Raw genomic sequence first — 22,915 nt, forward strand, 5'->3', positions numbered from 1 at the left:
CGTGGGACATGAGGGCATCTTAGCCGCGATGACGCGGGCAGAGAACCTTCGAGGAGAGCTCAATGACCGACAAAGCCTTTGCCCAGGCCGATCCCGACTGGGTCGAACTGATCAGCCTTGCCCGTGACTGGTTCAACGGGCCACTGGGCCGGCTGATGCTGCAGGAAGAACACAAGCTGCTCGAAGATGAACTCGCGCGCTATTTCGGTGGTTTCCTGGTGCACTACGGCCCCTGTGCCGAGGCGCCTCCCGCAGCGCCTCAGGTGCAGCGCAACGTGCGCCTGGGTGCGCCGCTGCCGGGGGTCGAGATCGTCTGCGAGGAGCAGGCATGGCCCTTGGGCGAGCATGCCGCCGACGTTGTGGTGCTGCAGCACGGCCTGGATTTCAGCCTGTCCCCCCACGGTCTGCTCCGCCAGGCCGCCAGCAGTGTGCGCCCGGGCGGTCATCTGCTGATCATCGGCATCAACCCCTGGAGCAGCTGGGGCGTACGTCGCCTGTTTGGCCACGGCGCCTTGCGCAAGGCGCGTTGCATCTCGGCTTCCAGGGTCGGCGACTGGCTCAATCTGCTGGGATTCGCGCTGGAGAAACGCCGATTCGGGTGCTATCGTCCGCCGCTTGCCTCGCCGGCCTGGCAACAACGCCTGGCGGGCTGGGAACGGGTGGCGGGACGCTGGCAGAGCACTGGCGGCGGGGTCTATCTGCTGGTGGCGCGCAAGATGGTGGTCGGTCTGCGGCCGCTGCGCCAGGAGCGTCGCGAGCCGATGGGCAAGCTGCTGCCGTTGCCGATGGCCAAGGTCAACCGGCGCAACCTGGAGCCTTGAGCGGCCCGCTGGCCACTGATTACCTGAACAATGAAGGCGGTACATGAGCGATACGGTCGAGCTTTACACCGATGGTGCCTGCAAGGGCAATCCTGGCCCGGGTGGCTGGGGCGCGCTGCTGGTCTGCAAGGGCGTCGAGAAGGAGTTGTGGGGCGGCGAGCGTGAAACCACCAACAACCGCATGGAGCTGATGGCCGCAATCCAGGGCCTGGAGGCGCTCAAGCGCGAATGCGAGGTGCTGCTGGTCACCGACTCGCAGTACGTGATGAAAGGCATCACCGAGTGGATGGTCAACTGGAAGAAGCGCGGCTGGAAGACTGCGGCCAAGGAGCCGGTGAAAAACGCCGACCTGTGGCAGTTGCTGGATGCCCAGGTCGCGCGCCACAAGGTCACGTGGAAATGGGTGCGTGGTCACATCGGCCACCCAGGCAACGAACGCGCCGACCAGTTGGCGAATCGCGGCGTCGATGAGGTGCGCGGCCTGCGCTGAGCTGCGGTACAATGCCCGGCTTTGCAGAATACGCAGCAGCGGAGTCCCCGACGTGGAACAACCCAACAGCAGGTCGGTAGTCCTCGACACCGAAACCACCGGCATGCCGGTCAGCGACGGCCACCGGATCATCGAGATCGGGTGCGTCGAGGTGATCGGCCGCCGGCTGACCGGGCGCAACTTCCACGTCTATCTCCAGCCTGACCGCGAGAGTGATGAAGGCGCCATTGGCGTCCACGGTATCACCGACAGCTTCCTGCTCGACAAGCCGCGCTTTGCCGAGGTTGCCGACGAGTTCTTCGAGTTCATCCAGGGCGCGCAGCTGATCATCCACAACGCGGCGTTCGACGTTGGCTTCATCAACAGCGAGTTCGCCCTGGCTGGTCAGCACGACCGCGCCGACATCGCCAAGCACTGCACCATTCTCGATACCTTGATGATGGCCCGGGCCCGTCATCCGGGTCAGCGCAACAGCCTCGATGCCTTGTGCAAGCGCTACGGCATCGACAACTCGGGCCGCGAACTGCACGGCGCCTTGCTCGACTCCGAGCTGCTGGCCGATGTCTACCTGAGCATGACCGGCGGGCAGACCACCCTGTCGCTGGCAGGCGATGGCGCGGACGGCGATGAAAACGGGCAGGGCACTGGCGGCAGCGAGATCCGCCGCCTGCCGGCCAGCCGCCAGCCGGGGCGCATCGTCCGCGCCACCCCCGATGAGCTCGCGGCGCATCAGGCACGGCTCGAAGTGGTGGCCAGGTCGGCCGGCGGCCCGGCCCTGTGGCAAACCCTGGGCGAAGCGGGCTGAGGCAAAAGCGGGCACCCTGGCTGGGCAGCTTCTACCCTGAAAGGACGCAACTGTCCTTCAGGCGAGGAATGCCCATGTACAAGGACCTCAAGTTTCCAATCCTGATTGTCCATCGCGACATCAAGGCCGACAGCGTCGCCGGTGAACGGGTGCGCGGGATTGCGCAGGAGCTGAGCCAGGATGGCTTCACCATCCTGCCCGCCGCCAACCATGCCGAGGCGCGGCTGGTCGCCGCGACCCATCACGGGCTGGCGTGCGTGCTGGTCGCCGCTGAGGGCATTGGCGAGAATACCCATCTGCTGCAGAACATGACCGAGCTGATTCGCCTGGTACGGCTGCGCTCGCCAGACCTGCCGATTTTCGCCTTGGGCGAGCAGGTGACCCTGGAGAACGCCCCCGCCGAGGCCATGGGTGAACTGAACCAGCTGCGCGGTATCCTCTACCTGTTCGAAGACACCGTGCCCTTTCTGGCGCGGCAGGTCGCGCGCGCTGCGCATAGCTACCTCGATGGCCTGTTGCCGCCGTTTTTCAAGGCGCTGGTGCAGCATACCGCGCAGTCCAACTATTCATGGCACACCCCTGGTCATGGCGGCGGAGTGGCCTACCGCAAAAGCCCGGTCGGGCAGGCTTTTCATCAGTTCTTCGGGGAGAACACACTGCGCTCGGACCTGTCGGTCTCGGTGCCGGAGCTGGGCTCGCTGCTCGACCATACGGGCCCCCTGGCCGAAGCCGAAGCCCGCGCCGCACGCAACTTTGGCGCTGATCACACGTTCTTCGTGATCAACGGCACCTCGACCGCCAACAAGATTGTCTGGCATTCGATGGTAGGCCGTGACGACCTGGTGCTGGTAGACCGTAATTGCCACAAGTCGGTGGTCCACGCGATCATCATGACCGGGGCCATCCCCTTGTACCTGTCTCCCGAACGCAACGAGCTCGGCATCATCGGTCCGATTCCGCCGAGCGAGTTCAGCCCCGGGTCGATCCAGGCCAAGATCGACGCCAATCCCCTGGCACGTGGGAGGACGGCGCGGATCAAACTGGCGGTTGTGACCAACTCGACCTACGACGGACTGTGTTACCACGCTGGGCAGATCAAGCAGCTGCTGGGCGCCAGCGTCGAGGTGCTGCATTTCGATGAAGCCTGGTTTGCCTACGCGGCGTTTCACGAATTCTTCGCCGGGCGTTTCGCCATGGGCACCCCGCGCAGCGATGACAGCCCGCTGCTGTTCAGTACCCATTCGACCCACAAGCTGCTGGCTGCCTTCAGCCAGGCCTCGATGATTCACGTGCAGGACGGTGGCGTGCGCCCGCTCGACCGCGATCGCTTCAACGAAGCGTTCATGATGCATACCTCTACCTCGCCGCAGTACAGCATCCTTGCCTCACTGGACGTCGCCTCAACGATGATGGAAGGGCCTGCGGGACGCTCGCTGCTGCAGGAGATGTTCGATGAGGCGCTGAGCTTTCGCCGCGCGTTGGCGAAGCTGCGCGAGCACATCAGCGCCGAGGACTGGTGGTTCAGCATCTGGCAGCCGCCTGCCGTGGACGGCGCCCAGGGCCCTGTCGCCGGGGACTGGCTACTGCAGCCGGGCGCTCCATGGCATGGTTTTGGCGAAGTGGCCGAGGACTACGTGCTGCTCGACCCGCTCAAGGTGACCCTGGTGATGCCAGGGCTCGATGCCGATGGGGTGCTGGGTGAACGTGGCATACCGGCAGCGGTGGTCAGCAAGTTTCTCTGGGAGCGAGGACTCGTGGTGGAAAAGACCGGGCTCTACAGCTTTCTGGTGCTCTTCTCCATGGGTATCACCAAGGGCAAATGGAGCACCTTGCTGACCGAGTTGCTGGAGTTCAAGCGCCATTACGACGCCAACACTGCACTCAGTCAATGCCTGCCATGCATTGCCGGGATCGATCCGCTGCGCTACCAGAGGCTAGGCCTGCGCGATCTGTGCGACCAGTTGCATGACTGCTACCGCAGCAACGCCACCGCCAAGCAACTGAAGCGCCTTTTCACGCGGTTGCCCGACGTGGCAATGACGCCGTCCCAGGCCTACGACCATCTGGTGCGTGGGGAGGTGGATGCGGTACCAATCGAACAGCTGATGGGCCGGGTGGCTGCGGTGATGCTGGTGCCGTATCCACCCGGCATTCCCTTGATCATGCCGGGCGAGCGCTTCACCGAAGGCACCCGCTCGATCATCGACTACCTGTCGTTCGCCCGTGCGTTCGACAACGGGTTCCCTGGATTCAATGCCGATGTACATGGCCTGCAATGCGACGACGCAGGACAGGAACGCTGCTACACCGTCGATTGCGTACGGCAGTAGGCAAGTCAGGGGATGCGGATGATTTCGACGCCGCTCTGGGCCAGCTCGAAGCGGTCGTCACCCAGGTGATTGACCCGGTCCCCGATCGCCAGGCGGTAAGTAGTGACAGGTGCGGAGGACGCACTGCCGTCAGCCAGAAGGGTGGCTTCCTGGAACTCATGGACGGGGTAGACGCGGCCCTCGGCGTCCCGTGCATGAAATTGACCAACCAGTACTGCTGTCATTTACCGTACAACCTCTAGAAAAGTGAACATCGTCTGCAGGCATAGACCACCACCCAGGCTGGGAAGTTTTCGACCGCAGGAAAAAAACTAAAGAGCGGATAGGACGGTCATCTATACCTACTGCGTCACTTTCATCCAGCAAAGGTGGAGAATTCCATGAGCAAGGAGTATTCGGTAGCGGTCCTGGTAGGCAGTTTGCGCAAGGATTCCTACAACCGCAAGGTGGCACTGGCATTAGCGCAGCTGGCGCCTCCCGGTTTGGAGCTGAAGATCGTCGAGATAGGCGACCTGGCGTTGTACAACGAAGATATCGACGTCGATCCGCCCGAGACCTACAAGCGCTTTCGCGCACAGATCGGCCAAAGCGACGCGGTGCTGTTTGTCACCCCCGAGTACAACCGCTCGGTCCCTGGCGTATTGAAAAATGCCATCGACGTCGGTTCCCGGCCATACGGGCACAGTGCCTGGAACGGCAAGCCGACTGCGGTGATCAGCGTGTCGCCGGGTGCCATCGGGGGGTTTGGTGCCAATCACCACCTGCGCCAGTCCCTGGTGTTCCTTGACATGCCTTGCATGCAGATGCCAGAAGCCTACCTGGGCGGGGCCGCCAGTCTGTTCGAGGAGACGGGCAAGCTGGGTGACAAGACGCGCCCGTTCCTGCAGACCTTCATCGACAAGTTTGCCGCGTGGGTGAAGCTCATCAACGCGGGCTGACGGTAGCTTCGCCCGGGGGCTGACTTCCCGCTTCGACCGAGCAGACCAGCTGCATACAGTGACCGACCCTTTCAGAGGACAAGGATCACTGCCATGACGGATACACCCACTGCACTGACTGCGCCTGACAGCGCCGCAACGGCGACCGATGATTTCATCAAGGAGATACTGCCGCCCTGGCTTGCCCAAGCCTCGCTTGCCGACATCCGGGCCTTGCGCCAGCGCTTTGCCGCCTGCAACGTCAGCCGCGAGCAGCTCAACCTTGCCAAGCGCCACCTGACGCCCCCCGACAGCTTCGCGTCCAGCCTGCTGAGGCGCGAACTGTCAGGGCAGCTGGCCCTGACGGTCGATCTGCGCCAGGCACGCTGGCGAGAGGTCAGGCGGCGCTTCTCGGTTCCTCCAGGCGGCGGCTTGCCCGACGATGAAATCATCTACGTGCGTGCGCCGGCACTGCAGCGGTTGATGCAGAATTTTCAGGACAATGTGTCGTACTACGTCGGCAGTGCGCTGGTCGAGGATGATGCGCAGGAAGCGGAGCTCTCCGACCGTCTGGCCGAGATAGCCCAGTTGTGCCGGTCGGTGGATACCGGCGCCAGGTATCAGGCACTGCTTTCCCGCGTATTCAATGTAGCGACCCAGGCGCAGTTGGCTGCGGACAAAGGCAATGGCCTGGCGATGGCTGCGGAGATCGCGGCTCTCAAGGGCCAGCTTCACAGGGACGATCTCGAATGTTTGAAACGTCTGGTGGATGAACCGCAGGACCAACAAGCGGCGGGGCGCCAGCGCGTGCTCTTGTTGCGAGTGCTTGATCAACCCGTGGAGGGTGCGCTGGCCGTGGAGCTGCGTGACGCCAGCGGGCAGCCCGGAGGCGTCCTGCTCTACCTGCCAGATGTAAACGGGCAGCCGCTGCGCCGTCATGCTTCTTGGAAAGCGCTTGGCGCCGAGCTGGCGGTATGTCTCAAGGACGCTGAATATCAGCAACGCTTCTCCCGCCTGATTGCGCTGCGCCAAAGGCCTGCTTTCCTGTCGCTGCTTTCACTGCGCCTGAACGATGCCGTGCCAGACCTTGCGCCTCAGGGCCGAGCGCCGGAAGACGAAATCTTTGTCAGCCTGGCGGCTCAGCAGGTGGCGCGGATCAAGGACGACGCCCGGCTGTTGCTGGTGCCAACTGCCGATGCCGATCATGCGGCGTCGGAGGAAAGGATCGAGGCATTGGAAAGTGTGGGGCTCGGTATCCTCAACCAGGCGGGGCTGTTCCTGCCGGTGGTCGGGGAGCTGCTGTTCGGGCAAATGGTGGTGCATACCCTGGCTGAGGTCTATGAAGGCGCCCAGGACTGGTCCCAGGGCCATCAGCATGAAGCCATGCAGCACATGCTGGGCGTGGCTGAGACGGTGGTCGTCGCGGGAGTGACAGGCGCGGCAACTGCGGTGGCGCATGGTTTCACGCGTGGGCGCTTCGTCGATGAGCTCGAGCCAGTCGAACTGGACTCGGCTGACAAGCGGCTATGGTCCAACGACCTCAGCGTCTACCGCGTCCAGATGGAGCCCGAGAACCTGCAGTTGCAAGATAACGGCTTGTACAGCAACGGGCAGCGGTACTTCTGGCGGCACGAGGGGGCAAGCCATGAAGTGCGGCAGGTCGAAGGCCGATCGACGTGGCGCTTGCATCATCCCGAACGGGATGACGCATACGGTCCAGTGATGGAACACAATGGCCAATGTGCTTGGCGCGTATCTGGCGAGCGACCGCTGGAGTGGCAGGGCGAAGGCTATCTGCTGACCCGGCTCTGGCCAGGTGCCGAGCGATTCGACAGCCCGCGGGTTGGCCGCATCCTGCGCGTCGCCGGTTTCGATGAGGACGCGCTGCGTGGCCTGCTGGTGGAAAGCCGACCTCTGCCCGTGGCGCTGCGTGACACTCTGGAGCGCGACGCAGTGGCCGGCCAGCTGGAGGTATTCTTTGCGCGCCTGGCCGCGGACACCGATTTCCCGCCCGATGCGCAATGGCTGGCCTGGTGTCGCGAGCAGCTCTCGGAACCCGTCGATGACGAGGCCGGTATGCGTCAGTTGCTGTTGCAGGACGCGCCGCTCTGGCGTTCACGCCTGCTTGAGCATTTTTCCCGGCGCTACCTGCCCGCCGAGGGGTTGCTCGCGCTTGTCCAGCGCGATTTCCCGGGACTGCCCGATGCCTATGCGCTGGATGTGCTGAAAACAGCCACTGCTGCGCAACGCCAGCGCATGACTGATGATTCGCGCCTGCCTCTGGCGTTGGCCGAGCACGCCCGTGCGGCACTGCAATCGGCCCGGGTCACACGCATGGTCGAGGCGTTGTACCTGCGCGACAGTCACAGCAATGATACGTTGGAGCTGGTCTTCACGTTTCTGCGACGGCGCCAGGGCTGGCCGTCCGCGCTGAATCTCGAAGTGCGCGACGGCTCCGATGCCGGTCCCTTGCTCTCCCGCCTGGATCCCCGGCCCGCCTTGGGGCGCTGGGTAGTCCTGGTCAGGCGCGACGGTCTCGTACTGCCCTATGACGGGCATGGAAAGATGCTGGAAATCGATATCGCGCAACCACAGGGGCTGTTCGAAACCTTGGCCGCATTGCTCACGCTCAGGGAGGCGGAGCGCCTGGGGTGGGCGGGCGAGTCAGGTGGCATGCAAATGCGTGCCGATGTGCAGGCGTGGCTGCCGCGCAGCCGGCACGACCTCCTGCCGCTCGCAGGGCTGCGGGAGATCAGGCCATGGTTCAAGAGGCCAGAGCGCCTGCACGATGGCCGTCTCGGGTACGTCCTGAGCGGCAGGAGGATAGCCGGGAACAACCCCCAGAGCGTCCTGCGCAACCGGATCCGTTCGCTTTACCCAGGCTTCAATGATCAACAGGTTGACACTTACCTTGAGATCCTGTGCTCGGGGTCGATCACGCCGTTCTCCGAACTGCTGCGCCTGGAACAGTCCTACCGGCGTTTCGACCGCGCCATCAGCCGCTGGGCGACCGAGCTGGGGTCTGCCAGTCGCACCCAGCGGCGGTTCGTCCGTCATGCGCTGCGCCGCAGTTGGCGAGCGCAGGGCGATACAGTGCTGGGCCCCAACGCCCTTCCTATCGGTATGCGCCTTGACTTGTCGGGGGTCGAGGTTGGCCAGTTGCCTGCGCTGCCCGCCGGCACCGACTTCTCGCACATCCTGGAACTGGATCTGTCGGGCATGCGCCTGCAGCAGCTGCCTGCGAGTTTCCTCGGCTGTTTCTCCCGGCTGCGCAAGATCTGGTTGAACAACAATGGTCTGCAGAGCCTTCCACCCGGGCTGTCAGGCCTGTCCGACCTGCGCGAGCTTCACCTTCGGCACAACGAGATTCGCATGACAGGTCCCGCCGCTACGGTCCTGGACAGCTTGCGGCACCTGCGCGTGCTTGACCTCAGCCATAACCCGCTAGGCTTGATAAGCCTGCATTTCAATCCACTCTCTTCCTTGACCGAACTCAACCTGCGCAGCTGCCAGTTGCAGACGTTCCCGCCTGGCTTGCGATGGTGCGCTTTTCTGGAGGCCGCTGATCTGCGCGACAACCAGCTTTCTTCCGTGCCCCAGGCGATTCTTGACGCTGAACGTGCCTTTCGCCGCAGGTTGTTGCTGGAAGGCAATCCCCTTCCCATCGCCGTGCGCGATAGCATGATGCTGCCGGGACCATTGCCCGCCCCGGTGATCGACGAACAGAGTCCCGGCTGGTCCCAAGAGCATTGGGTGCAAGGCCTGGACGCTGGAGCAGCAGGGCAGCATCGCCTGTTGTGGGAACAGTTGATGGCAGAGGCGGGCAGCGCTGAATTCTTCGATGTGCTGGACCAGTTGACGCGAACCAGCGATTTCAGCTTGAGTCGTGAGGACCTGCAGCGGCGCGTGGCCGATGTGCTTGACGCCGTGGGTAGCGAAAGCGCTCTGCGCGAGGAAATATTCAACCTTGCCAGCAGCCCACGCACATGCGTGGACAGTGTGGCGTCCTGCTTCAGCACGCTGGAAGTGCGGGTGCTGATCGCCAGGGCGCTGAAACAGCATGCGCCCGGCGAGGGCCTGTCTGCGCGTCTTGACATGGCCCGGCGGCTGTTCCGCCTGGATCGCGTCGAGCAATTTGCCCGTGACGACATAGCGGCGCGCCTGGACGCAGGCCAGAGCGTGGATGAGGTCGAGGTAAGCCTGGCCTATCGCACTGGACTTGCCCAGCGGCTGAAGCTGCCAGGCCAGCCGCGAACCATGCAGTTCGAGCCGATTTCCGGGGTAACCCAGGCCCTGCTTGACCAAGCCGCGCAGACCGTGCAGTTGGCCGAAGCATCAGACGCGTTGCCCCTTTATGTGGCGAAGCGGGATTTCTGGCAGGAGTACCTGAGGAGTGAGAACACGCAGCGTTTCGAGGATGTGGAGCAGCAGTTCTGGGAGCGGCTGGAAACGTTGGGCGCGCAGCAGGACAGCCTCGAAGAGGGCATCTATCTGCAGCGGATCAACCAACTGTCCCACGAACGCCAGGCGGCGCTGGACGCGCTGTTTCTGACCCTCACCGAACAGGCGTTGGCGGCGCAGAAGGCGGGAGGGCGCTGAACCCAGGTGGCCAACCAGTCACAAAAATTGACAGGTTTGGCCATTGCGTCCCATAGGGCGCAGCGCGACTATCTTCAGACCTCAGGGCACTCCAATAACAACACGCCGGGTGCTGGCGCCCACTGCCAGCGCCTCAAGGAAAAACGCCATGCAGATAGCCCACAGCAATTTCATTGTCAGCGGCGCGGCCTCGGGGCTGGGTGCCGCCACCGCGGACATGCTCATCGAGGCCGGCGCCCGTGTGATGCTGGTCGATCTCAATGCCGAAGCAGTCGCTGCCAAGGCCCACGCCCTGGGCGACCGGGCACGTTTCGCGGTCGCCGACATCAGCGACGAGGCTGCGGCCAAGGCGGCGGTGGACGCCGCCATGAGCGCTTTTGACAGCTTGCATGGGCTGGTCAACTGCGCTGGCATAGTCGGCGCCGAAAAGGTCCTGGGCAAGCAGGGACCGCATGGCCTCGACAGCTTTGCCCGGGTGATAAACATCAATCTGGTCGGCAGCTTCAACCTGCTGCGCCTGACGGCCGCCGCCATGGCCGAGGGACCGGCGGGCGAGGACGGTGAGCGCGGAATAATCATCAATACTGCCTCGATCGCCGCCTACGACGGGCAGATCGGCCAGGCCGCCTATGCCGCCTCCAAGGGCGCCATCGCCAGCCTGACCTTGCCGGTGGCCCGCGAGCTGGCGCGCTTTGGCATCCGCGTGATGACCATCGCCCCCGGCATCTTCGAGACGCCGATGATGGCAGGTATGCCTCAGGAAGTGCGCGACTCGCTGTCCGCTGGCGTGCCTTTTCCCACGCGTCTGGGCCGCCCGCAGGAATACGCGGCGCTCGCCCGCCATATCATCGAGAACAGCATGCTCAACGGCGAGGTCATCCGCCTCGACGGCGCCCTGCGCATGGCTGCCAAATAAGGAGAATCTTTCATGACCCCAGTAAATGATCCGATTGTAATCGTCAGCGCCGTGCGCACCCCCATTGGCGGCCTGCAGGGCGATCTGAAGAGCCTCACCGCACCGCAACTGGGCGCTGCAGCCATCCGTGGCGCCGTCGAGCGTGCCGGCATCGATGCCAGTGCGGTCGAGCAGGTGCTGTTCGGCTGCGTGCTGCCCGCAGGGCTCGGCCAGGCGCCTGCGCGTCAGGCTGCGCTGGGTGCCGGACTGGATAACGGCACCACCTGCACCACCCTCAACAAGATGTGTGGCTCGGGGATGCAGGCGGCGATCATGGCGCATGACCTGTTGCTTGCCGGCAGCGCCGAGGTAGTGGTCGCCGGAGGCATGGAAAGCATGTCCAACGCGCCCTACCTGCTGGAAAAGGCGCGCAGCGGCTATCGCATGGGGCACGGCAAGATCATCGACCACATGTTCTTCGATGGCCTTGAGGATGCTTACGACAAGGGCCGTCTGATGGGTACCTTCGCCGAGGACTGCGCCGAGGCCAATGGCTTCAGCCGCCACGCTCAGGACGACTTCGCCATCTCTTCGCTGACGCGCGCCCAGCGGGCGATCGAGGACGGCAGCTTTGCCGCCGAGATTGTTCCGGTCCAGGTCTCCGATGGCAAGGCGCAGCGCATGGTCAGCCAGGATGAGCAACCACCCAAGGCGCGCCTGGACAAGATTCCCCAGTTGAAGCCGGCGTTCCGCGAGGGCGGCACCGTGACCGCGGCAAACTCGAGCTCTATCTCCGATGGCGCCGCGGCGCTGGTGCTGATGCGCCGTTCCCAAGCCGAGCGGCGTGGGCTCAAGCCGCTGGCGGTGATTCACGGCCACGCCGATTTCGCCGACGCCCCCGCGCTGTTTCCCAGTGCACCGATCGGCGCCATCGAGCGGTTGATGAAGCGCACGGGCTGGCAGCTGGGTGAAGTCGACCTGTTCGAGATCAACGAAGCATTCGCGGTGGTCACGCTGGCCGCGATGAAGCACCTGGACCTGCCCCATGACAAGGTCAACATCCATGGGGGCGCCTGCGCACTTGGCCATCCCATCGGTGCCTCGGGTGCCCGGATCCTGGTGACCCTGTTGTCAGCCCTGCGCCAGAACAATCTGCGCCGCGGCGTCGCGGCCATCTGTATCGGGGGTGGCGAGGCCACGGCCATGGCTGTCGAGTGCCTGTACTGAGGTGTCCATGCTAGTCAACGAAGAACAACAACAGATCAGTGACGCGGTCCGTGCCTTCGCCCAGCAACGCCTGAAACCCTTCGCCGAGCAATGGGACCGCGAACACCGCTTCCCCCGCGAGGCGATCGACGAAATGGCCGCCATGGGACTGTTCGGCATGCTGGTGCCCGAGGAGTGGGGTGGCAGCGACACGGGTTATGTTGCCTATGCCATGGCCCTCGAGGAAATCGCTGCAGGCGACGGAGCCTGCTCGACCATCATGAGTGTGCACAATTCGGTCGGCTGCGTGCCTATTCTCAGGTTCGGCAACGAAGCGCAGAAACAACAGTTTCTCAGGCCCCTCGCCAGTGGATCAATGCTCGGAGCCTTCGCCCTTACCGAGCCCCAGGCGGGCTCCGACGCCAGCAGCCTGAAAAGCCGTGCGCGCCGGGACGGCGACCATTACGTGCTCAACGGCAGCAAGCAGTTCATCACATCCGGACAAAGCGCCGGCGTGGTGATCGTCTTCGCCGTCACCGACCCCGAAGCGGGCAAGCGCGGCATCAGCGCCTTCATCGTGCCGACCGACTCATCGGGCTACCAGGTGGCAAGGGTCGAACACAAACTGGGACAGCACGCTTCCGACACCTGCCAGATCGTCTTCGACAACCTGCGCCTGCCGGTTGCCAACCGTCTGGGCGAGGAAGGCGAGGGGTATCGCATCGCGCTGGCCAACCTCGAGGGCGGACGCATCGGCATTGCCGCGCAGTCGGTGGGCATGGCCCGGGCTGCCTTCGAAGCAGCGCGCGACTATGCCCGCGAGCGGCAAAGCTTCGGCAAGGCTCTGGTCGAGCACCAGGCCGTGGCCTTCCGCCTGGCCGACATGGCCACCCGCATCGCCGTCGCCCGGCAGATGGTGCTGCACGCCGCGGCGCTGCGCGATGCCGGGCGGCCGGCGCTGGTCGAAGCCTCGATGGCCAAGCTGTTTGCCTCGGAAATGGCCGAGCAGGTGTGCTCCGATGCCTTGCAGACCCTGGGAGGATATGGCTATCTGAGCGACTTCCCGTTGGAGCGCATCTACCGAGACGTCCGCGTCTGCCAGATTTACGAAGGCACCAGCGACATTCAGCGCATGGTCATTGCGCGCAATCTTTGAAGGAGCAGGCAGCATGGCATTCGAAACCATTTTGTTGGACATCCACGGCAGGGTCGGCCTGATCACGCTCAACCGGCCGCAGGCGCTCAACGCCTTGAACGCGCAGTTGATGGGGGAGCTCAACCAGGCCTTGGACCAGCTGGACAAAGACCCCGGCATCGGCTGCGTGGTATTGACCGGCTCTGCCAAGGCGTTTGCGGCAGGCGCCGACATCAAGGAAATGGCCGAGCTGAGCTATCCGCAGATCTATGTCGACGATCTGTTCAATGACGCCGACCGCATTGCCAACCGGCGCAAGCCGATCATCGCCGCGGTATCGGGTTTTGCCCTTGGCGGCGGCTGCGAACTGGCGATGATGTGCGATTTCATCCTTGCCGCCGATAACGCCAGATTCGGCCAGCCGGAAATCAACCTGGGCGTGCTTCCGGGCATGGGCGGTACCCAGCGCCTGACCCATGCTGTAGGCAAGGCGAAGGCCATGGAACTGTGCCTGACGGGCCGTCTGATGGGCGCCGACGAAGCTGAGCGTGCTGGACTGGTCGCCCGCGTAGTGCCACAGGCCGAACTGCTGGAGGAGGCTTTGAAAGTCGCTGCAGGCATTGCCAGCAAATCGATCCCGGTGAGCATGATGGTCAAGGAAAGCGTCAATCGCGCGTTCGAGGTTTCCCTGAGTGAGGGTGTGCGCTTCGAGCGGCGAGTGTTCCACGCGGCCTTCGCCAGCGAAGACCAGAAGGAAGGCATGGCGGCCTTCATCGCCAAGCGAGAAGCGCAGTTCAAGGACCGCTGACCTGCGACCAATTGCGCGATCTTCTCCAGGTAGCCCTGCTGCGTGTCGGCGTCCTCACGCAGTTTGGCGTTCAAGGTCTCGAGCACCGACTCGTTGCTGACTTTGAGCTGGGACAGGCGAGTGTCGACCGCTGCCTGGGCCCTGGCGAGTTACCACCTGCACCCGCGCGGCCGTTGCGGGCACCTTTGCCAGGGTTGCTGGTCAAACCGGGCGATCCATGTGTTTTGATCGCCAATAAGCGGATTGTGCTGCGTTTCAGTCGATTGCCCTGTCATTTCGGTTGCCCAGTACGACGCGGCACCTTAGACTGCCGCCCCCTGTAAATAGAGTGCCGAATGGTGCTTGAAGAATTCCGCCGCTGGCGCGCGTTCGCCGGTGGCACCCGATTCGCCTAAATGCACGTATTTTTATAGAGAAGTCGATGACCAAGGACAAGTTGCTGGCCATGCCGGCCGATGACTACATGAACGCCGCGCAGTTGGCGTTCTTCACCGAGTTGCTGCAGTCGATGAAAATCGAGACCCAGGAGCGCATCGAACAGAGCCGCATCACCATCGAGAGCCTGGACAGCCCTGCGGACCCGGCGGACGCTGCCTCCGTCGAGGAAGAGCGCCACTGGCTGGTCAACGCTATCGAGCGTGACCAGCGCTCCCTGCCGCAGCTTGAAATGGCGCTGGGCCGAATCGCAGACGAGAGCTTCGGCTGGTGCGATGACAGCGGCGAGCCGATCGGCTTGAAGCGCCTGCTGATCAGCCCGACTACCAAGTACTGCATCGAGGCGCAGGAGCGTCACGAGCAGATCGACAAGCACCAGCGCCAGGTTTGACCTTGTAGCCGGAGAAAGGCCCTGTGGAGCGATCCATGGGGCCTTTTGCATTTCCCGCCCGGGCGTATTAATGCGTGCGGGTCAATACGATGTAAGAAATGCATTTCCCCTCTCGACGGATTTCGGTGTTTTCGTGCATATTCCTTTTCCTGTAATGGGCAGGTGATATGTACGCCCGCTTTTCCCGGATCTGTAGCGCGGACTTGACCTTCAAGCAAGTGTGAGAATTCCTTCACACTTCTGCGTCCGCCTGCACAGACGCGCCGGGCTTTACCCATTAGTCTTTGTGACTTCCACTTTGAAGTGCCGTTGCCACGCGCAGTGATGTTGTCCGCGCGGCAACGGAGTGTAATCGGTTTGAGGAATTGTTCATTGGCAGTCAGCACTCTGGATACCCATGCCCTGTTTGCCCTGGGCGATCTGCGGGCCAAGTTGGTCAGGCAGTTTCAAGGGCGTTTCGTCTATATCACCGAGCAGAATGCCGAGGGCCTTTACATGGCCGAGCTCGATACCGACACCGCGTTGGTGGTCGATGACAAGCAGCGGCTCGAATTGAAAGTGGGTGATCACTTTCGCGCGGCGGTCTTGCCCAGTCGTGAGGGCGGCAAGCTGGAGATCCGTTTCCGCGAGATCAAGCTCAACGTCTATGGGGTCGGTGACTATGCGTTCGTCACGGTCCCCGAAGGTGATGGCATCGTGTTCCGCGAAGGCCAAGGTGTGATGCTGGTGTTCGCCGCTCACCAGCAGGTAGAGGAAGGCCTGGGCAAAGTGCTCAAGGCAGCTACCTCCAAGGTCGCCAAGTGGCGAAAGGGCGAACTGACCACCTTCAAAGCCAGCGAATGACCAGCGAGGGCAGGCGCCCTCGTCTCAGTTTCCGCTGTCCTTGCCGCTGCTCACTTCCGCAGGGACGTCATCTCCTGACATGCGTTTTCTGAACAATGCCGCCCTGGCCAGCAGCAGGGTGGTCACCGGCACGGTGATCGACAGCAGAACAGGAATCAGCCAGGCATGCAGCACCGGGCTCTGCTTGAGCCCGGAAAAGTAGATGATCGATGCCAGGGCAACGCACCAGGCACCGAGGGTCGATGCCAGCGCCGGCGGGTGCATGCGCTGAAAGAAGTCTTTGAGCCGCACCAGCCCCAGCGCCCCGACAAGGGCGAAGACACTGCCGGTCAGCAGCAGGATTGCGGTTGTCAGCTCCAGCCAGAATGGCAGTTCAGCACTTTCGTTCATTCAATCACCTCACCGCGCAGCAGGAACTTGGCCAGTGCGAAAGAGCCGACGAAGCCGAACAGGGCGATCAGCAGGGCACCTTCGAAGTAGGTGTCACTGGCGTAGCGAATCCCCAGTACCAACATCATCAGCATGGCCAGGATGTACAGGTAATCCAGCGCCAGGACCCGGTCCTGGGCGGAAGGACCGCGGAACAGCCTGACCAGTGCCAGTGCCATGGCGGTAGCGAAAATGAACAGGCTGGCGAGAATGGCGTTGGCGAGCAGGCCAGTCATTCGAAAATCTCCATGAGCGGACGCTCGTAGGTGTCCTTGAAGTGCTGGATGAAGGACGCTTCGTCCTCCAGGTCGAACACATGCAGCAGCAAGACGCTGCGGTCCAGCGCCAGCTCCGACCAGATGGTGCCCGGGATGACCGTGGTGATCATTGCCAGCGCTGCCAGGCCGTGGGCGTCACGCAGCGCCAGAGGGATGTGGACGAAAACCGAGCGCGGCGGGCGTCGCCGCGCGCTGAGCACGCCACGCGCGACTTGCAGGTTCGACAACACGACATCGGTGCCGACCCGCAACATCAAGCGGGCAATGCTGCCTGGCTTGCGGATACGCGCAACTTGCGGGCGCAGCGGCGCCATCAGCAGGGGAGCGATTATCGCCAGCATGGCAGCAAGCAGCACGTTGCCGGGGCTCAAGGACAGATTCAGCAGCAGCCACAGCACAAACAGCGTAAGCGACAGCAGGGGTGCAGGGAAGACTCGGCTCATGGCTGCACCTCAGTGTCGCGGGAAGTGGGGCCTGGGACCGGACGGGTCCCCAATACGGCTTCGATATAGCCATCGGGGGTCTGCAGGCTGGCGGCAGTGTCCTGGGTGTAGCGCAGCAGCGGCTCGGCCTTGAAACTCAAGACCAGACACAGACCCAGCAGAATCACAATTGGCAGGCACTCATAACGGCGCAGCACGGGCGAGGGGCGCTCCTCGGGTTTCCAGAAACGCTGGATGCCCACCCGGCCCATGGCGATCAGCGAAGCCAGCCCGGACAGGACCAGCAGGGCGACCAGCGTCCAGCCTGCTGCCGACAGTGGTTCGGCGGTAGCCACACCGAGGCCGAGCGGGTTGAACAATGCGCTGATCAGGCTGAGCTTGCCGATGAAGCCTGAGAGCGGCGGCATGCCGATGATCAGCAAGGCGCAGGCAATGAAGCCCAACCCCAGGAAGGCCATGGTCCATGGAATTACCTGGCCTATCACCGCCTTCTGCTCGTCATCGAGATTGATACCTTTGGGAGGGTGCAGTGACTCCAGTGGAGGCGGCATCCCGTCGTCATCATCAAGCGGCGCTTCGTTGGCAGAGCGCGAGCGTTCAATCAGTTCGGCCAGCAAGAACAGCGCGCAGAGCGCCAGGCTTGAGCTCACGAGGTAGAAAAGGGCGCCGCCGGTCAGCACCGGTTGACCGAAGCCGATGGCCGACATGAGGGTGCCGGCTGATACCAGGATGCTCAGCGCGGCCATGCGCTCCAGACGTTGAGCGGCAAGGATCGAGAACGCGGCGATGGCCAGGGTGATCAGGCCAGCATAGATCAACCACTGGCCGCCAAAGAACGCCGAGGGACCGGCCTGGCTCGAGAAAAGCAGGGTCCATAGGCGCAGAACCGCGTAGAAGCCGACTTTGGTCATGATCGCGAACAGCGCCGCTACCGGTGCGCTGGCTGAGGAATAGGCCGGTACCAGCCAGAAGTTGAGCGGCCAGATGCCGGCCTTGACCAGAAAAGCCATGGCCAGGATCGCGGCGCCCGCATGCAGAAGGCCGCGGTCGGCTTCGGGAACCAGCGGGATCTTCAACGCCAGGTCAGCCATGCTCAGGGTGCCGGTGACGCCGTAAAGCATCGCCGCGCCGATCAGGAACAAGGAGGAAGCGAACAGATTGATCGCGATGTAGTGCAAGCCCGCCTTGACCCGCGCACGTCCGGAGCCGTGCAGCAGCAAGCCGTAGGAGGCTGCCAGCAGCACCTCGAAGAACACGAAAAGGTTGAACAGGTCGGCGGTGAGGAAAGCGCCGTACAGGCCCATCAGCTGGACCTGGAACAAAGCGTGGAAGCTGGCCCCGGCGCTGTCCCAGCGTGCCCGTGCAAAGAGCAGCGCGCAGACGGCGATGATCCCGGTCAGCACCAGCATCAGTGCCGAAAGATGGTCGAGCACCAGCGCGATGCCGAAGGGTGCTGGCCAGTTGCCAGGCAGGTACACGCCGATCGACTCGGCCTGGCCTTGGTCGCGTACCCACAACAGCAGGGTGGTGGCAATGGCCAGGCCCAAGACACTGGAGAACAGGTTGAGTCGCCGCTTGAGCGGACGGTGCCTTTCACCCAGCAGCAGCATCAGGGCTGCTGTCAGCAGCGGCAGCAGGATAGGCATGACGATCAGTTGGTTCATCCACGTCATTCGTCGCGCTCCCGGCCATCGACATGGTCGGTGCCGGTCAACCCGCGCGACGCGAGCATCACCACCAGGAACAGTGCGGTCATGGCAAAGCTGATGACAATGGCGGTCAGCACCAGTGCCTGGGGCAAGGGATCGGTGTAGTTGAGCAAGTCCTGGGGCACGCCGTCCTTGATGATGGGCTCCTTGCCGATGAACAGGCTGCCCATGCTGAAGATGAACAGGTTCACCCCATAGGAAAGCAGACACAGGCCCATGATCACCTGATAGGTACGCGGCCGCAGGATCAGCCAGACTCCCGAGGCGGCCATGACGCCGATGGCGATTGCGATGACTTCTTCCATCAGGCGGCTCCTGCTTGGCGGGTTTTGGGCTGGCTTCCAGGACGATAGGCACGCACCGACTGGTGCGCCAAGGCCGTCAGGATCAGCAATGTCGAACCGACAACCACGGTATACACGCCGATGTCGAAGAACAGCGCGCTGGCCACGTGGATGTCGCCCAGCACAGGCAGGCTCAGGTGCGCGGTGTGCGTAGTCAGGAACGGATAGCCCAGGGCCATGGCGCCGACGCCAGTGAGCGTGGCACACAAGAGCCCCGTGCCCATCCAGCGCAGCGGGCGCAGGCTCATCTGCGCCTCGACCCACTGGGTGCCGGCGACCATGTACTGGAGAATGAAGGCGACCGACATCACCAGTCCGGCCACGAAGCCGCCGCCTGGTTGGTTGTGCCCGCGCATGAACAGGTACATCGATACCAGCAGGGCGATCGGCAGCAGCAGGCGCACCAGCACCGCTGGCACCATCATGAAGCCCAATGCAGTGTCGGTGGCGTGCCGTGGGTTGATCAGGTCAGTCACGACATCCCGGGCCAGCTGGCGCTGCTGCGCCGGCAGCTGCATGCTTTCCTTCGGAGGACGGAAGCGGCGCAGCAGGGCGAATACGGTCAGCGAGACTGCCACCAGTACAGTGATCTCGCCGAGGGTATCGAAGCCGCGGAAGTCCACCAGCATGACGTTTACCACATTGGTACCGCCCCCTTCTGGCAAAGCCCGGCTCAGGTAGAACGTGGAAATATCGTTAGGCGTCGGGCGGGTCAGCATGGAGTAGGAAAGCAATGCCATGCCGCCGCCTACCAGCGCTGCGAGCAGCAGGTCGCGCAAACGCCGCAGGCGTGCACGCCTCGCCGCCGAGGGCGATACGCCCTCTATGCGCCGGGGCAGCCAGCGCAACCCGAGCAGGATCAGCACGGTGGTGACCACCTCGACTACCAGCTGGGTCAGGGCCAGGTCAGGCGCGGAGAACCAGACAAAGGTGATGCACGTCATCAGGCCGCAGACGCTGACCATGGTCAGAGCGGCAAGACGATGGTACTTGGCCTGCCATGCGGCACCGATGGCGCAGGCGATGGCGATCACCCACAGGGCGACAAACACACCGGACCCGGGAATCTTGGGCCGCTCGCCCCAGCTGAGCCCGCTGTAGAGCATGGGCAACAGCCCGGCGAGGAATGCCATGAGGGCCAGCATGAACAGTTGTGGCTGCAAACGACGGGTAGTCAGCAGCAACTCGACATGGCGCGCCAGGCGCATCAGGTGGACCTGTCCATGTTCGAAGAGGCGCTTGCCGTTGAAGCGCTCGATCAAGGGTGGATTACGGAAGCGGCCGCGGCGCAGTTGCTCACGCAGCACCAGATAGAGCAGGACACCACCGCACATGGCAATCACGCTCATGATCAGCGGTGCGTTCCAGCCGTGCCAGATGGCAAGGCTGTATTCCGGCAAGGTCCCGCCAACTACCGGCAGCGCCGCTGCGGCGAGCAGCGGGCCCACCGACTGGGCAGGGAAGATGCCGACCACCAGGCACGTCAGCACCAGCAGCTCGACCGGCGCGCGCATCCAGCGTGGCGGTTCATGGGGCTGGTGTGGCAGGTCCTTGGCAGGTGGGCCAAAGAATACATCGACCGTGAAACGTAGCGCATACGCCACGCTGAAGGTACCGGCCAGGGTGGCTATGACCGGCAGGGCGAGCTCGATCCAGGCGCTCGCGCTGATGAACACGGTCTCGGCGAAGAACATTTCCTTGGACAGGAAACCGTTCATCAACGGCACCCCGGCCATCGAGGCACTGGCCACCATGGCCAGGGTGGCGGTAAAGGGGATCAGGCGGAACAGCCCACTGAGGCGGCGGATGTCACGGGTGCCGCTTTCATGGTCGATGATCCCCGCAGCCATGAACAAGGAGGCCTTGAACGTGGCGTGGTTGAGGATGTGGAACACGGCGGCAACCGCCGCAAGCGGGCTGTTCAGGCCCAGCAGCAGGGTGATCAGGCCCAGGTGGCTGATGGTGGAGTAGGCCAGCAGCCCTTTGAGGTCGTTCTGGAACATGGCGGCGAAAGCGCCGAGCACCAAGGTGCAAGCGCCCGCGCCGCCGACGATCCAGAACCATTCCTCGGTACCTGAAAGCACCGGCCAGAGTCTGGCCAGCAGGAACACGCCCGCCTTTACCATGGTCGCGGAGTGGAGATAGGCGGAAACTGGCGTTGGAGCCGCCATTGCATGGGGCAGCCAGAACTGGAAGGGGAACTGTGCGCTCTTGGTCAAGGCGCCGATCAGGATCAGGGGCAGCAGCACTGGATACAGCGCATGTTGGCGGATCTGTTCGCCGGCAGCCAGGACCTTGTCCAGGTCATAGCTGCCGACCACATGGCCAAGCAGCAACGCCCCCACCAGCAGGCACAAGCCGCCGGCTCCGGTGACCATCAGGGCCATGTAGGCACCGCGTCTCGCATCGCTGCGGTGATGCCAGTAACCGATGAGCAGGAACGAGAACAGGCTGGTCAGTTCCCAGAAGAACACCAGCTGGATCAGGTTGCCCGATATCACGAGGCCAAGCATGGCGCCCATGAACGCCAGGAAAAAAGCGAAGAAACGCGGCACCGGATCTTGCGGTGACATGTAGTAGCGAGCATAAAGCGCGACCAGCGTGCCGATTCCCAGCACCAGCAGGGAAAACAGCCAGGCAAAGCCGTCCATGCGCAGGACCAGGTTCAGGCCCAGGCTGGGCAGCCAGAGAAATTCCTCGCGGATGACCCCGCCGTCAGCGATCTGCGGGTACAGCAACGCTACCTGGATGGTGCCAGCCAGGGCAACGAGACCGGCCAGTAACGACTCGGTGTTACGGGCGTTGTGCGGCAGGACAGCCGCCAGGCAACTACCGACAAACGGCAGAAGCAATAGCACTATCAATGACATAGCGTTCTAATCTGCAGGAGTTTGCCAAGGATCATACGTGGCGTAGGGTTTATCACCAACACGCAAGCTGTCTCAGGATCCTACAAAGACAGCGTAACAAGCACTTTTTTTATAACAGTTCTTTACAAAAATAGGTGCTCGATCGTTGAGTCAACGACCGAGTTCCCCCTCGCCCTGACCTTCGTCGGCCTGCGGCGTGACTGCGGCCGGATGCCTCCTGAACTTCAGCTCACTGACAACCACGGCCAGCACGATCAGAGCTCCGCCGATCAGTGCGACTCCCGGCAGGCGTTCGCCGGCAAGGCGCCCAACGATGCCAGCCCAGACGGGTTCGCCTGCGTAGATCAATGTGGCCCTGGTAGGTGACACCGATTTCTGAGCCCAGTTCATCGCTACCTGAATCACCGCGCTCATGGCACCCAGGCCAATAGCGCTCAGGACCAGCAGCCAGGAAAAATCGGGCAGGGTCTCCTGGGTCGGCACTGTCATCAGGAACGCTAGGGCTGATGCCGTGGCCAACTGAACCACGGTCACCCGCCGTACATCCACGGAACCCGCATAACGGCTGATCAGGATGATTTCGGCGGCGATCGCTACTGCGCTCACAAGCGTGACAATCTGCCCCTCGCTGAACTGGAGGGAGCCGCCCTGCGGCCCTGCCAGCAGCATCAGGCCGACAAACGCCAGGCAGATCCCAAGGCACGCCATCAGGCCTGGACGCCGGCCAAGGACGAGCCACTGAAGCAGTGGTACGAAGGGCACATACAGCGCCGTGATGAACGCTGACTGACTACTGTTGATGGTCTGCAGGCCCATCGTCTGCAATCCGTATCCAAGCATGATCGTCACACCGATGAGCATCCCCGCCTTGAATTCCGTCCAGGTGAGTCCGGGCAAGGCTCGCAGCGAAACCACCCCGACGAACAGCGCGGCCGCCGCGAAGCGCAGGCCGACGAAGAACATCGGCCCACTGACACTCATGACGTTATGGACGAGGAGGAACGTACCGCCCCAGAGCATGGTGATGAACACCAGCACCAGTTCTGCCTTGCTCAGTCGGAAGGTAACGGACGGGCGCTCTGCTTGGGCGGATCGGGTCATGGTCTTGCACACTCGGATAGGGCGACGCACAATTACGCGCAAAGTGGGCAGTATACTGCGCAGCCC

Annotated in this window: 20 protein-coding genes; 12 read left to right on the forward strand and 8 right to left on the reverse strand. The window is 63.2% G+C overall.

Annotated elements, in window-relative coordinates; translation table 11 throughout:
- The first annotated feature begins 62 nt into the window (after positions 1–62).
- The 4 genes from AC0ZZU_RS21735 to AC0ZZU_RS21750 all read left to right on the forward strand — a co-directional run bounded on the left by AC0ZZU_RS21735 (position 63) and on the right by AC0ZZU_RS21750 (position 4,446).
- Positions 63–821: a class I SAM-dependent methyltransferase gene (locus tag AC0ZZU_RS21735; RefSeq protein ID WP_476343341.1), complete on the forward strand. Its 759-nt coding sequence runs from the start codon at positions 63–65 to the stop codon at positions 819–821.
- Positions 822–864: 43 nt separating this feature from the next.
- Positions 865–1,311, forward strand: coding sequence for a ribonuclease HI (gene rnhA / locus AC0ZZU_RS21740; RefSeq protein ID WP_476343342.1), 447 nt, complete (start codon positions 865–867; stop codon positions 1,309–1,311).
- A gap of 52 nt (positions 1,312–1,363) precedes the next feature.
- Entirely contained in the window at positions 1,364–2,116 is a 753-nt protein-coding gene (gene dnaQ / locus AC0ZZU_RS21745; protein ID WP_476343343.1) for a DNA polymerase III subunit epsilon, read from the forward strand.
- Positions 2,117–2,190: 74 nt separating this feature from the next.
- Positions 2,191–4,446: an Orn/Lys/Arg family decarboxylase gene (locus AC0ZZU_RS21750; protein ID WP_476343344.1), complete on the forward strand. Its 2,256-nt coding sequence runs from the start codon at positions 2,191–2,193 to the stop codon at positions 4,444–4,446.
- A gap of 5 nt (positions 4,447–4,451) precedes the next feature.
- On the opposite strand, the gene AC0ZZU_RS21755 is transcribed toward AC0ZZU_RS21750, so the two are convergent.
- Positions 4,452–4,670 carry a hypothetical protein gene (locus tag AC0ZZU_RS21755; protein ID WP_476343345.1) on the reverse strand — a complete coding sequence of 73 codons (219 nt, stop codon included), beginning with the start codon at positions 4,668–4,670 and terminating at the stop codon, positions 4,452–4,454.
- A gap of 156 nt (positions 4,671–4,826) precedes the next feature.
- Between AC0ZZU_RS21755 and AC0ZZU_RS21760 the strand changes: the two genes are divergently transcribed.
- The 8 genes from AC0ZZU_RS21760 (at position 4,827) to AC0ZZU_RS21795 (ending at position 15,675) form a co-directional block, all read left to right on the forward strand.
- Positions 4,827–5,384 carry an NADPH-dependent FMN reductase gene (locus tag AC0ZZU_RS21760; RefSeq protein WP_476343346.1) on the forward strand — a complete coding sequence of 186 codons (558 nt, stop codon included), beginning with the start codon at positions 4,827–4,829 and terminating at the stop codon, positions 5,382–5,384.
- A gap of 93 nt (positions 5,385–5,477) precedes the next feature.
- On the forward strand, positions 5,478–9,962 hold the full coding sequence (locus tag AC0ZZU_RS21765) for an NEL-type E3 ubiquitin ligase domain-containing protein (RefSeq protein WP_476343347.1): 4,485 nt from the start codon (positions 5,478–5,480) through the stop codon (positions 9,960–9,962).
- Positions 9,963–10,110: 148 nt separating this feature from the next.
- Positions 10,111–10,878: an SDR family NAD(P)-dependent oxidoreductase gene (locus tag AC0ZZU_RS21770; protein WP_476343348.1), complete on the forward strand. Its 768-nt coding sequence runs from the start codon at positions 10,111–10,113 to the stop codon at positions 10,876–10,878.
- Between the two features lie 12 nt (positions 10,879–10,890).
- Positions 10,891–12,084, forward strand: coding sequence for an acetyl-CoA C-acyltransferase (locus tag AC0ZZU_RS21775; protein ID WP_476343349.1), 1,194 nt, complete (start codon positions 10,891–10,893; stop codon positions 12,082–12,084).
- Positions 12,085–12,091: 7 nt separating this feature from the next.
- Positions 12,092–13,219, forward strand: a complete 1,128-nt coding sequence (locus AC0ZZU_RS21780) for an acyl-CoA dehydrogenase (RefSeq protein WP_476343350.1) — start codon at positions 12,092–12,094, stop codon at positions 13,217–13,219.
- A gap of 13 nt (positions 13,220–13,232) precedes the next feature.
- Positions 13,233–14,006 carry an enoyl-CoA hydratase gene (locus AC0ZZU_RS21785; protein ID WP_476343351.1) on the forward strand — a complete coding sequence of 258 codons (774 nt, stop codon included), beginning with the start codon at positions 13,233–13,235 and terminating at the stop codon, positions 14,004–14,006.
- 421 nt (positions 14,007–14,427) lie between these two features.
- Positions 14,428–14,832 (forward strand): TraR/DksA family transcriptional regulator, encoded by a 405-nt coding sequence (locus tag AC0ZZU_RS21790; protein WP_476343352.1) that lies wholly within the window; start codon positions 14,428–14,430, stop codon positions 14,830–14,832.
- 372 nt (positions 14,833–15,204) lie between these two features.
- On the forward strand, positions 15,205–15,675 hold the full coding sequence (locus AC0ZZU_RS21795) for a hypothetical protein (protein ID WP_476343353.1): 471 nt from the start codon (positions 15,205–15,207) through the stop codon (positions 15,673–15,675).
- 24 nt (positions 15,676–15,699) lie between these two features.
- Here the strand turns inward: AC0ZZU_RS21795 and AC0ZZU_RS21800 are convergent, their stop codons facing one another.
- The 7 genes from AC0ZZU_RS21800 to AC0ZZU_RS21830 form a co-directional block, all read right to left on the reverse strand.
- Entirely contained in the window at positions 15,700–16,065 is a 366-nt protein-coding gene (locus AC0ZZU_RS21800; RefSeq protein WP_476343354.1) for a Na+/H+ antiporter subunit G, read from the reverse strand.
- Complete coding sequence (locus AC0ZZU_RS21805) at positions 16,062–16,340, reverse strand: K+/H+ antiporter subunit F (RefSeq protein WP_158461855.1); 279 nt, start codon at positions 16,338–16,340, stop codon at positions 16,062–16,064. Before AC0ZZU_RS21805 ends, AC0ZZU_RS21800 begins: the two co-directional genes overlap by 4 nt.
- Positions 16,337–16,825, reverse strand: coding sequence for a Na+/H+ antiporter subunit E (locus AC0ZZU_RS21810; RefSeq protein WP_476343355.1), 489 nt, complete (start codon positions 16,823–16,825; stop codon positions 16,337–16,339). Before AC0ZZU_RS21810 ends, AC0ZZU_RS21805 begins: the two co-directional genes overlap by 4 nt.
- On the reverse strand, positions 16,822–18,498 hold the full coding sequence (locus tag AC0ZZU_RS21815) for a monovalent cation/H+ antiporter subunit D (RefSeq protein ID WP_476343356.1): 1,677 nt from the start codon (positions 18,496–18,498) through the stop codon (positions 16,822–16,824). The genes AC0ZZU_RS21810 and AC0ZZU_RS21815 overlap by 4 nt, the downstream gene beginning before the upstream one ends.
- Positions 18,495–18,839, reverse strand: coding sequence for a Na+/H+ antiporter subunit C (locus AC0ZZU_RS21820; RefSeq protein WP_476343357.1), 345 nt, complete (start codon positions 18,837–18,839; stop codon positions 18,495–18,497). Before AC0ZZU_RS21820 ends, AC0ZZU_RS21815 begins: the two co-directional genes overlap by 4 nt.
- Entirely contained in the window at positions 18,839–21,748 is a 2,910-nt protein-coding gene (locus AC0ZZU_RS21825) for a monovalent cation/H+ antiporter subunit A (RefSeq protein WP_476343358.1), read from the reverse strand. Before AC0ZZU_RS21825 ends, AC0ZZU_RS21820 begins: the two co-directional genes overlap by 1 nt.
- Positions 21,749–21,898: 150 nt before the next feature.
- A complete protein-coding gene (locus AC0ZZU_RS21830) occupies positions 21,899–22,849 on the reverse strand; it encodes a DMT family transporter (RefSeq protein ID WP_476343359.1) in 951 nt (316 codons plus the stop codon).
- Between the last annotated feature and the right edge of the window lie 66 nt (positions 22,850–22,915).

The organism is Pseudomonas sp. JE3303, assembly GCF_056312565.1.

Coding starts and splice junctions, on each gene's coding strand:
- AC0ZZU_RS21735 (WP_476343341.1), top strand. CDS start 63: ATGACCGACAAAGCCTTTGCCCAGGCCGATCCCGACTGGGTCGAACTG.
- rnhA (WP_476343342.1), top strand. CDS start 865: ATGAGCGATACGGTCGAGCTTTACACCGATGGTGCCTGCAAGGGCAAT.
- AC0ZZU_RS21750 (WP_476343344.1), top strand. CDS start 2,191: ATGTACAAGGACCTCAAGTTTCCAATCCTGATTGTCCATCGCGACATC.
- AC0ZZU_RS21755 (WP_476343345.1), bottom strand. CDS start 4,670: ATGACAGCAGTACTGGTTGGTCAATTTCATGCACGGGACGCCGAGGGC.
- AC0ZZU_RS21760 (WP_476343346.1), top strand. CDS start 4,827: ATGAGCAAGGAGTATTCGGTAGCGGTCCTGGTAGGCAGTTTGCGCAAG.
- AC0ZZU_RS21765 (WP_476343347.1), top strand. CDS start 5,478: ATGACGGATACACCCACTGCACTGACTGCGCCTGACAGCGCCGCAACG.
- AC0ZZU_RS21770 (WP_476343348.1), top strand. CDS start 10,111: ATGCAGATAGCCCACAGCAATTTCATTGTCAGCGGCGCGGCCTCGGGG.
- AC0ZZU_RS21775 (WP_476343349.1), top strand. CDS start 10,891: ATGACCCCAGTAAATGATCCGATTGTAATCGTCAGCGCCGTGCGCACC.
- AC0ZZU_RS21780 (WP_476343350.1), top strand. CDS start 12,092: ATGCTAGTCAACGAAGAACAACAACAGATCAGTGACGCGGTCCGTGCC.
- AC0ZZU_RS21785 (WP_476343351.1), top strand. CDS start 13,233: ATGGCATTCGAAACCATTTTGTTGGACATCCACGGCAGGGTCGGCCTG.
- AC0ZZU_RS21790 (WP_476343352.1), top strand. CDS start 14,428: ATGACCAAGGACAAGTTGCTGGCCATGCCGGCCGATGACTACATGAAC.
- AC0ZZU_RS21800 (WP_476343354.1), bottom strand. CDS start 16,065: ATGAACGAAAGTGCTGAACTGCCATTCTGGCTGGAGCTGACAACCGCA.
- AC0ZZU_RS21805 (WP_158461855.1), bottom strand. CDS start 16,340: ATGACTGGCCTGCTCGCCAACGCCATTCTCGCCAGCCTGTTCATTTTC.
- AC0ZZU_RS21810 (WP_476343355.1), bottom strand. CDS start 16,825: ATGAGCCGAGTCTTCCCTGCACCCCTGCTGTCGCTTACGCTGTTTGTG.
- AC0ZZU_RS21815 (WP_476343356.1), bottom strand. CDS start 18,498: ATGACGTGGATGAACCAACTGATCGTCATGCCTATCCTGCTGCCGCTG.
- AC0ZZU_RS21820 (WP_476343357.1), bottom strand. CDS start 18,839: ATGGAAGAAGTCATCGCAATCGCCATCGGCGTCATGGCCGCCTCGGGA.
- AC0ZZU_RS21825 (WP_476343358.1), bottom strand. CDS start 21,748: ATGTCATTGATAGTGCTATTGCTTCTGCCGTTTGTCGGTAGTTGCCTG.
- AC0ZZU_RS21830 (WP_476343359.1), bottom strand. CDS start 22,849: ATGACCCGATCCGCCCAAGCAGAGCGCCCGTCCGTTACCTTCCGACTG.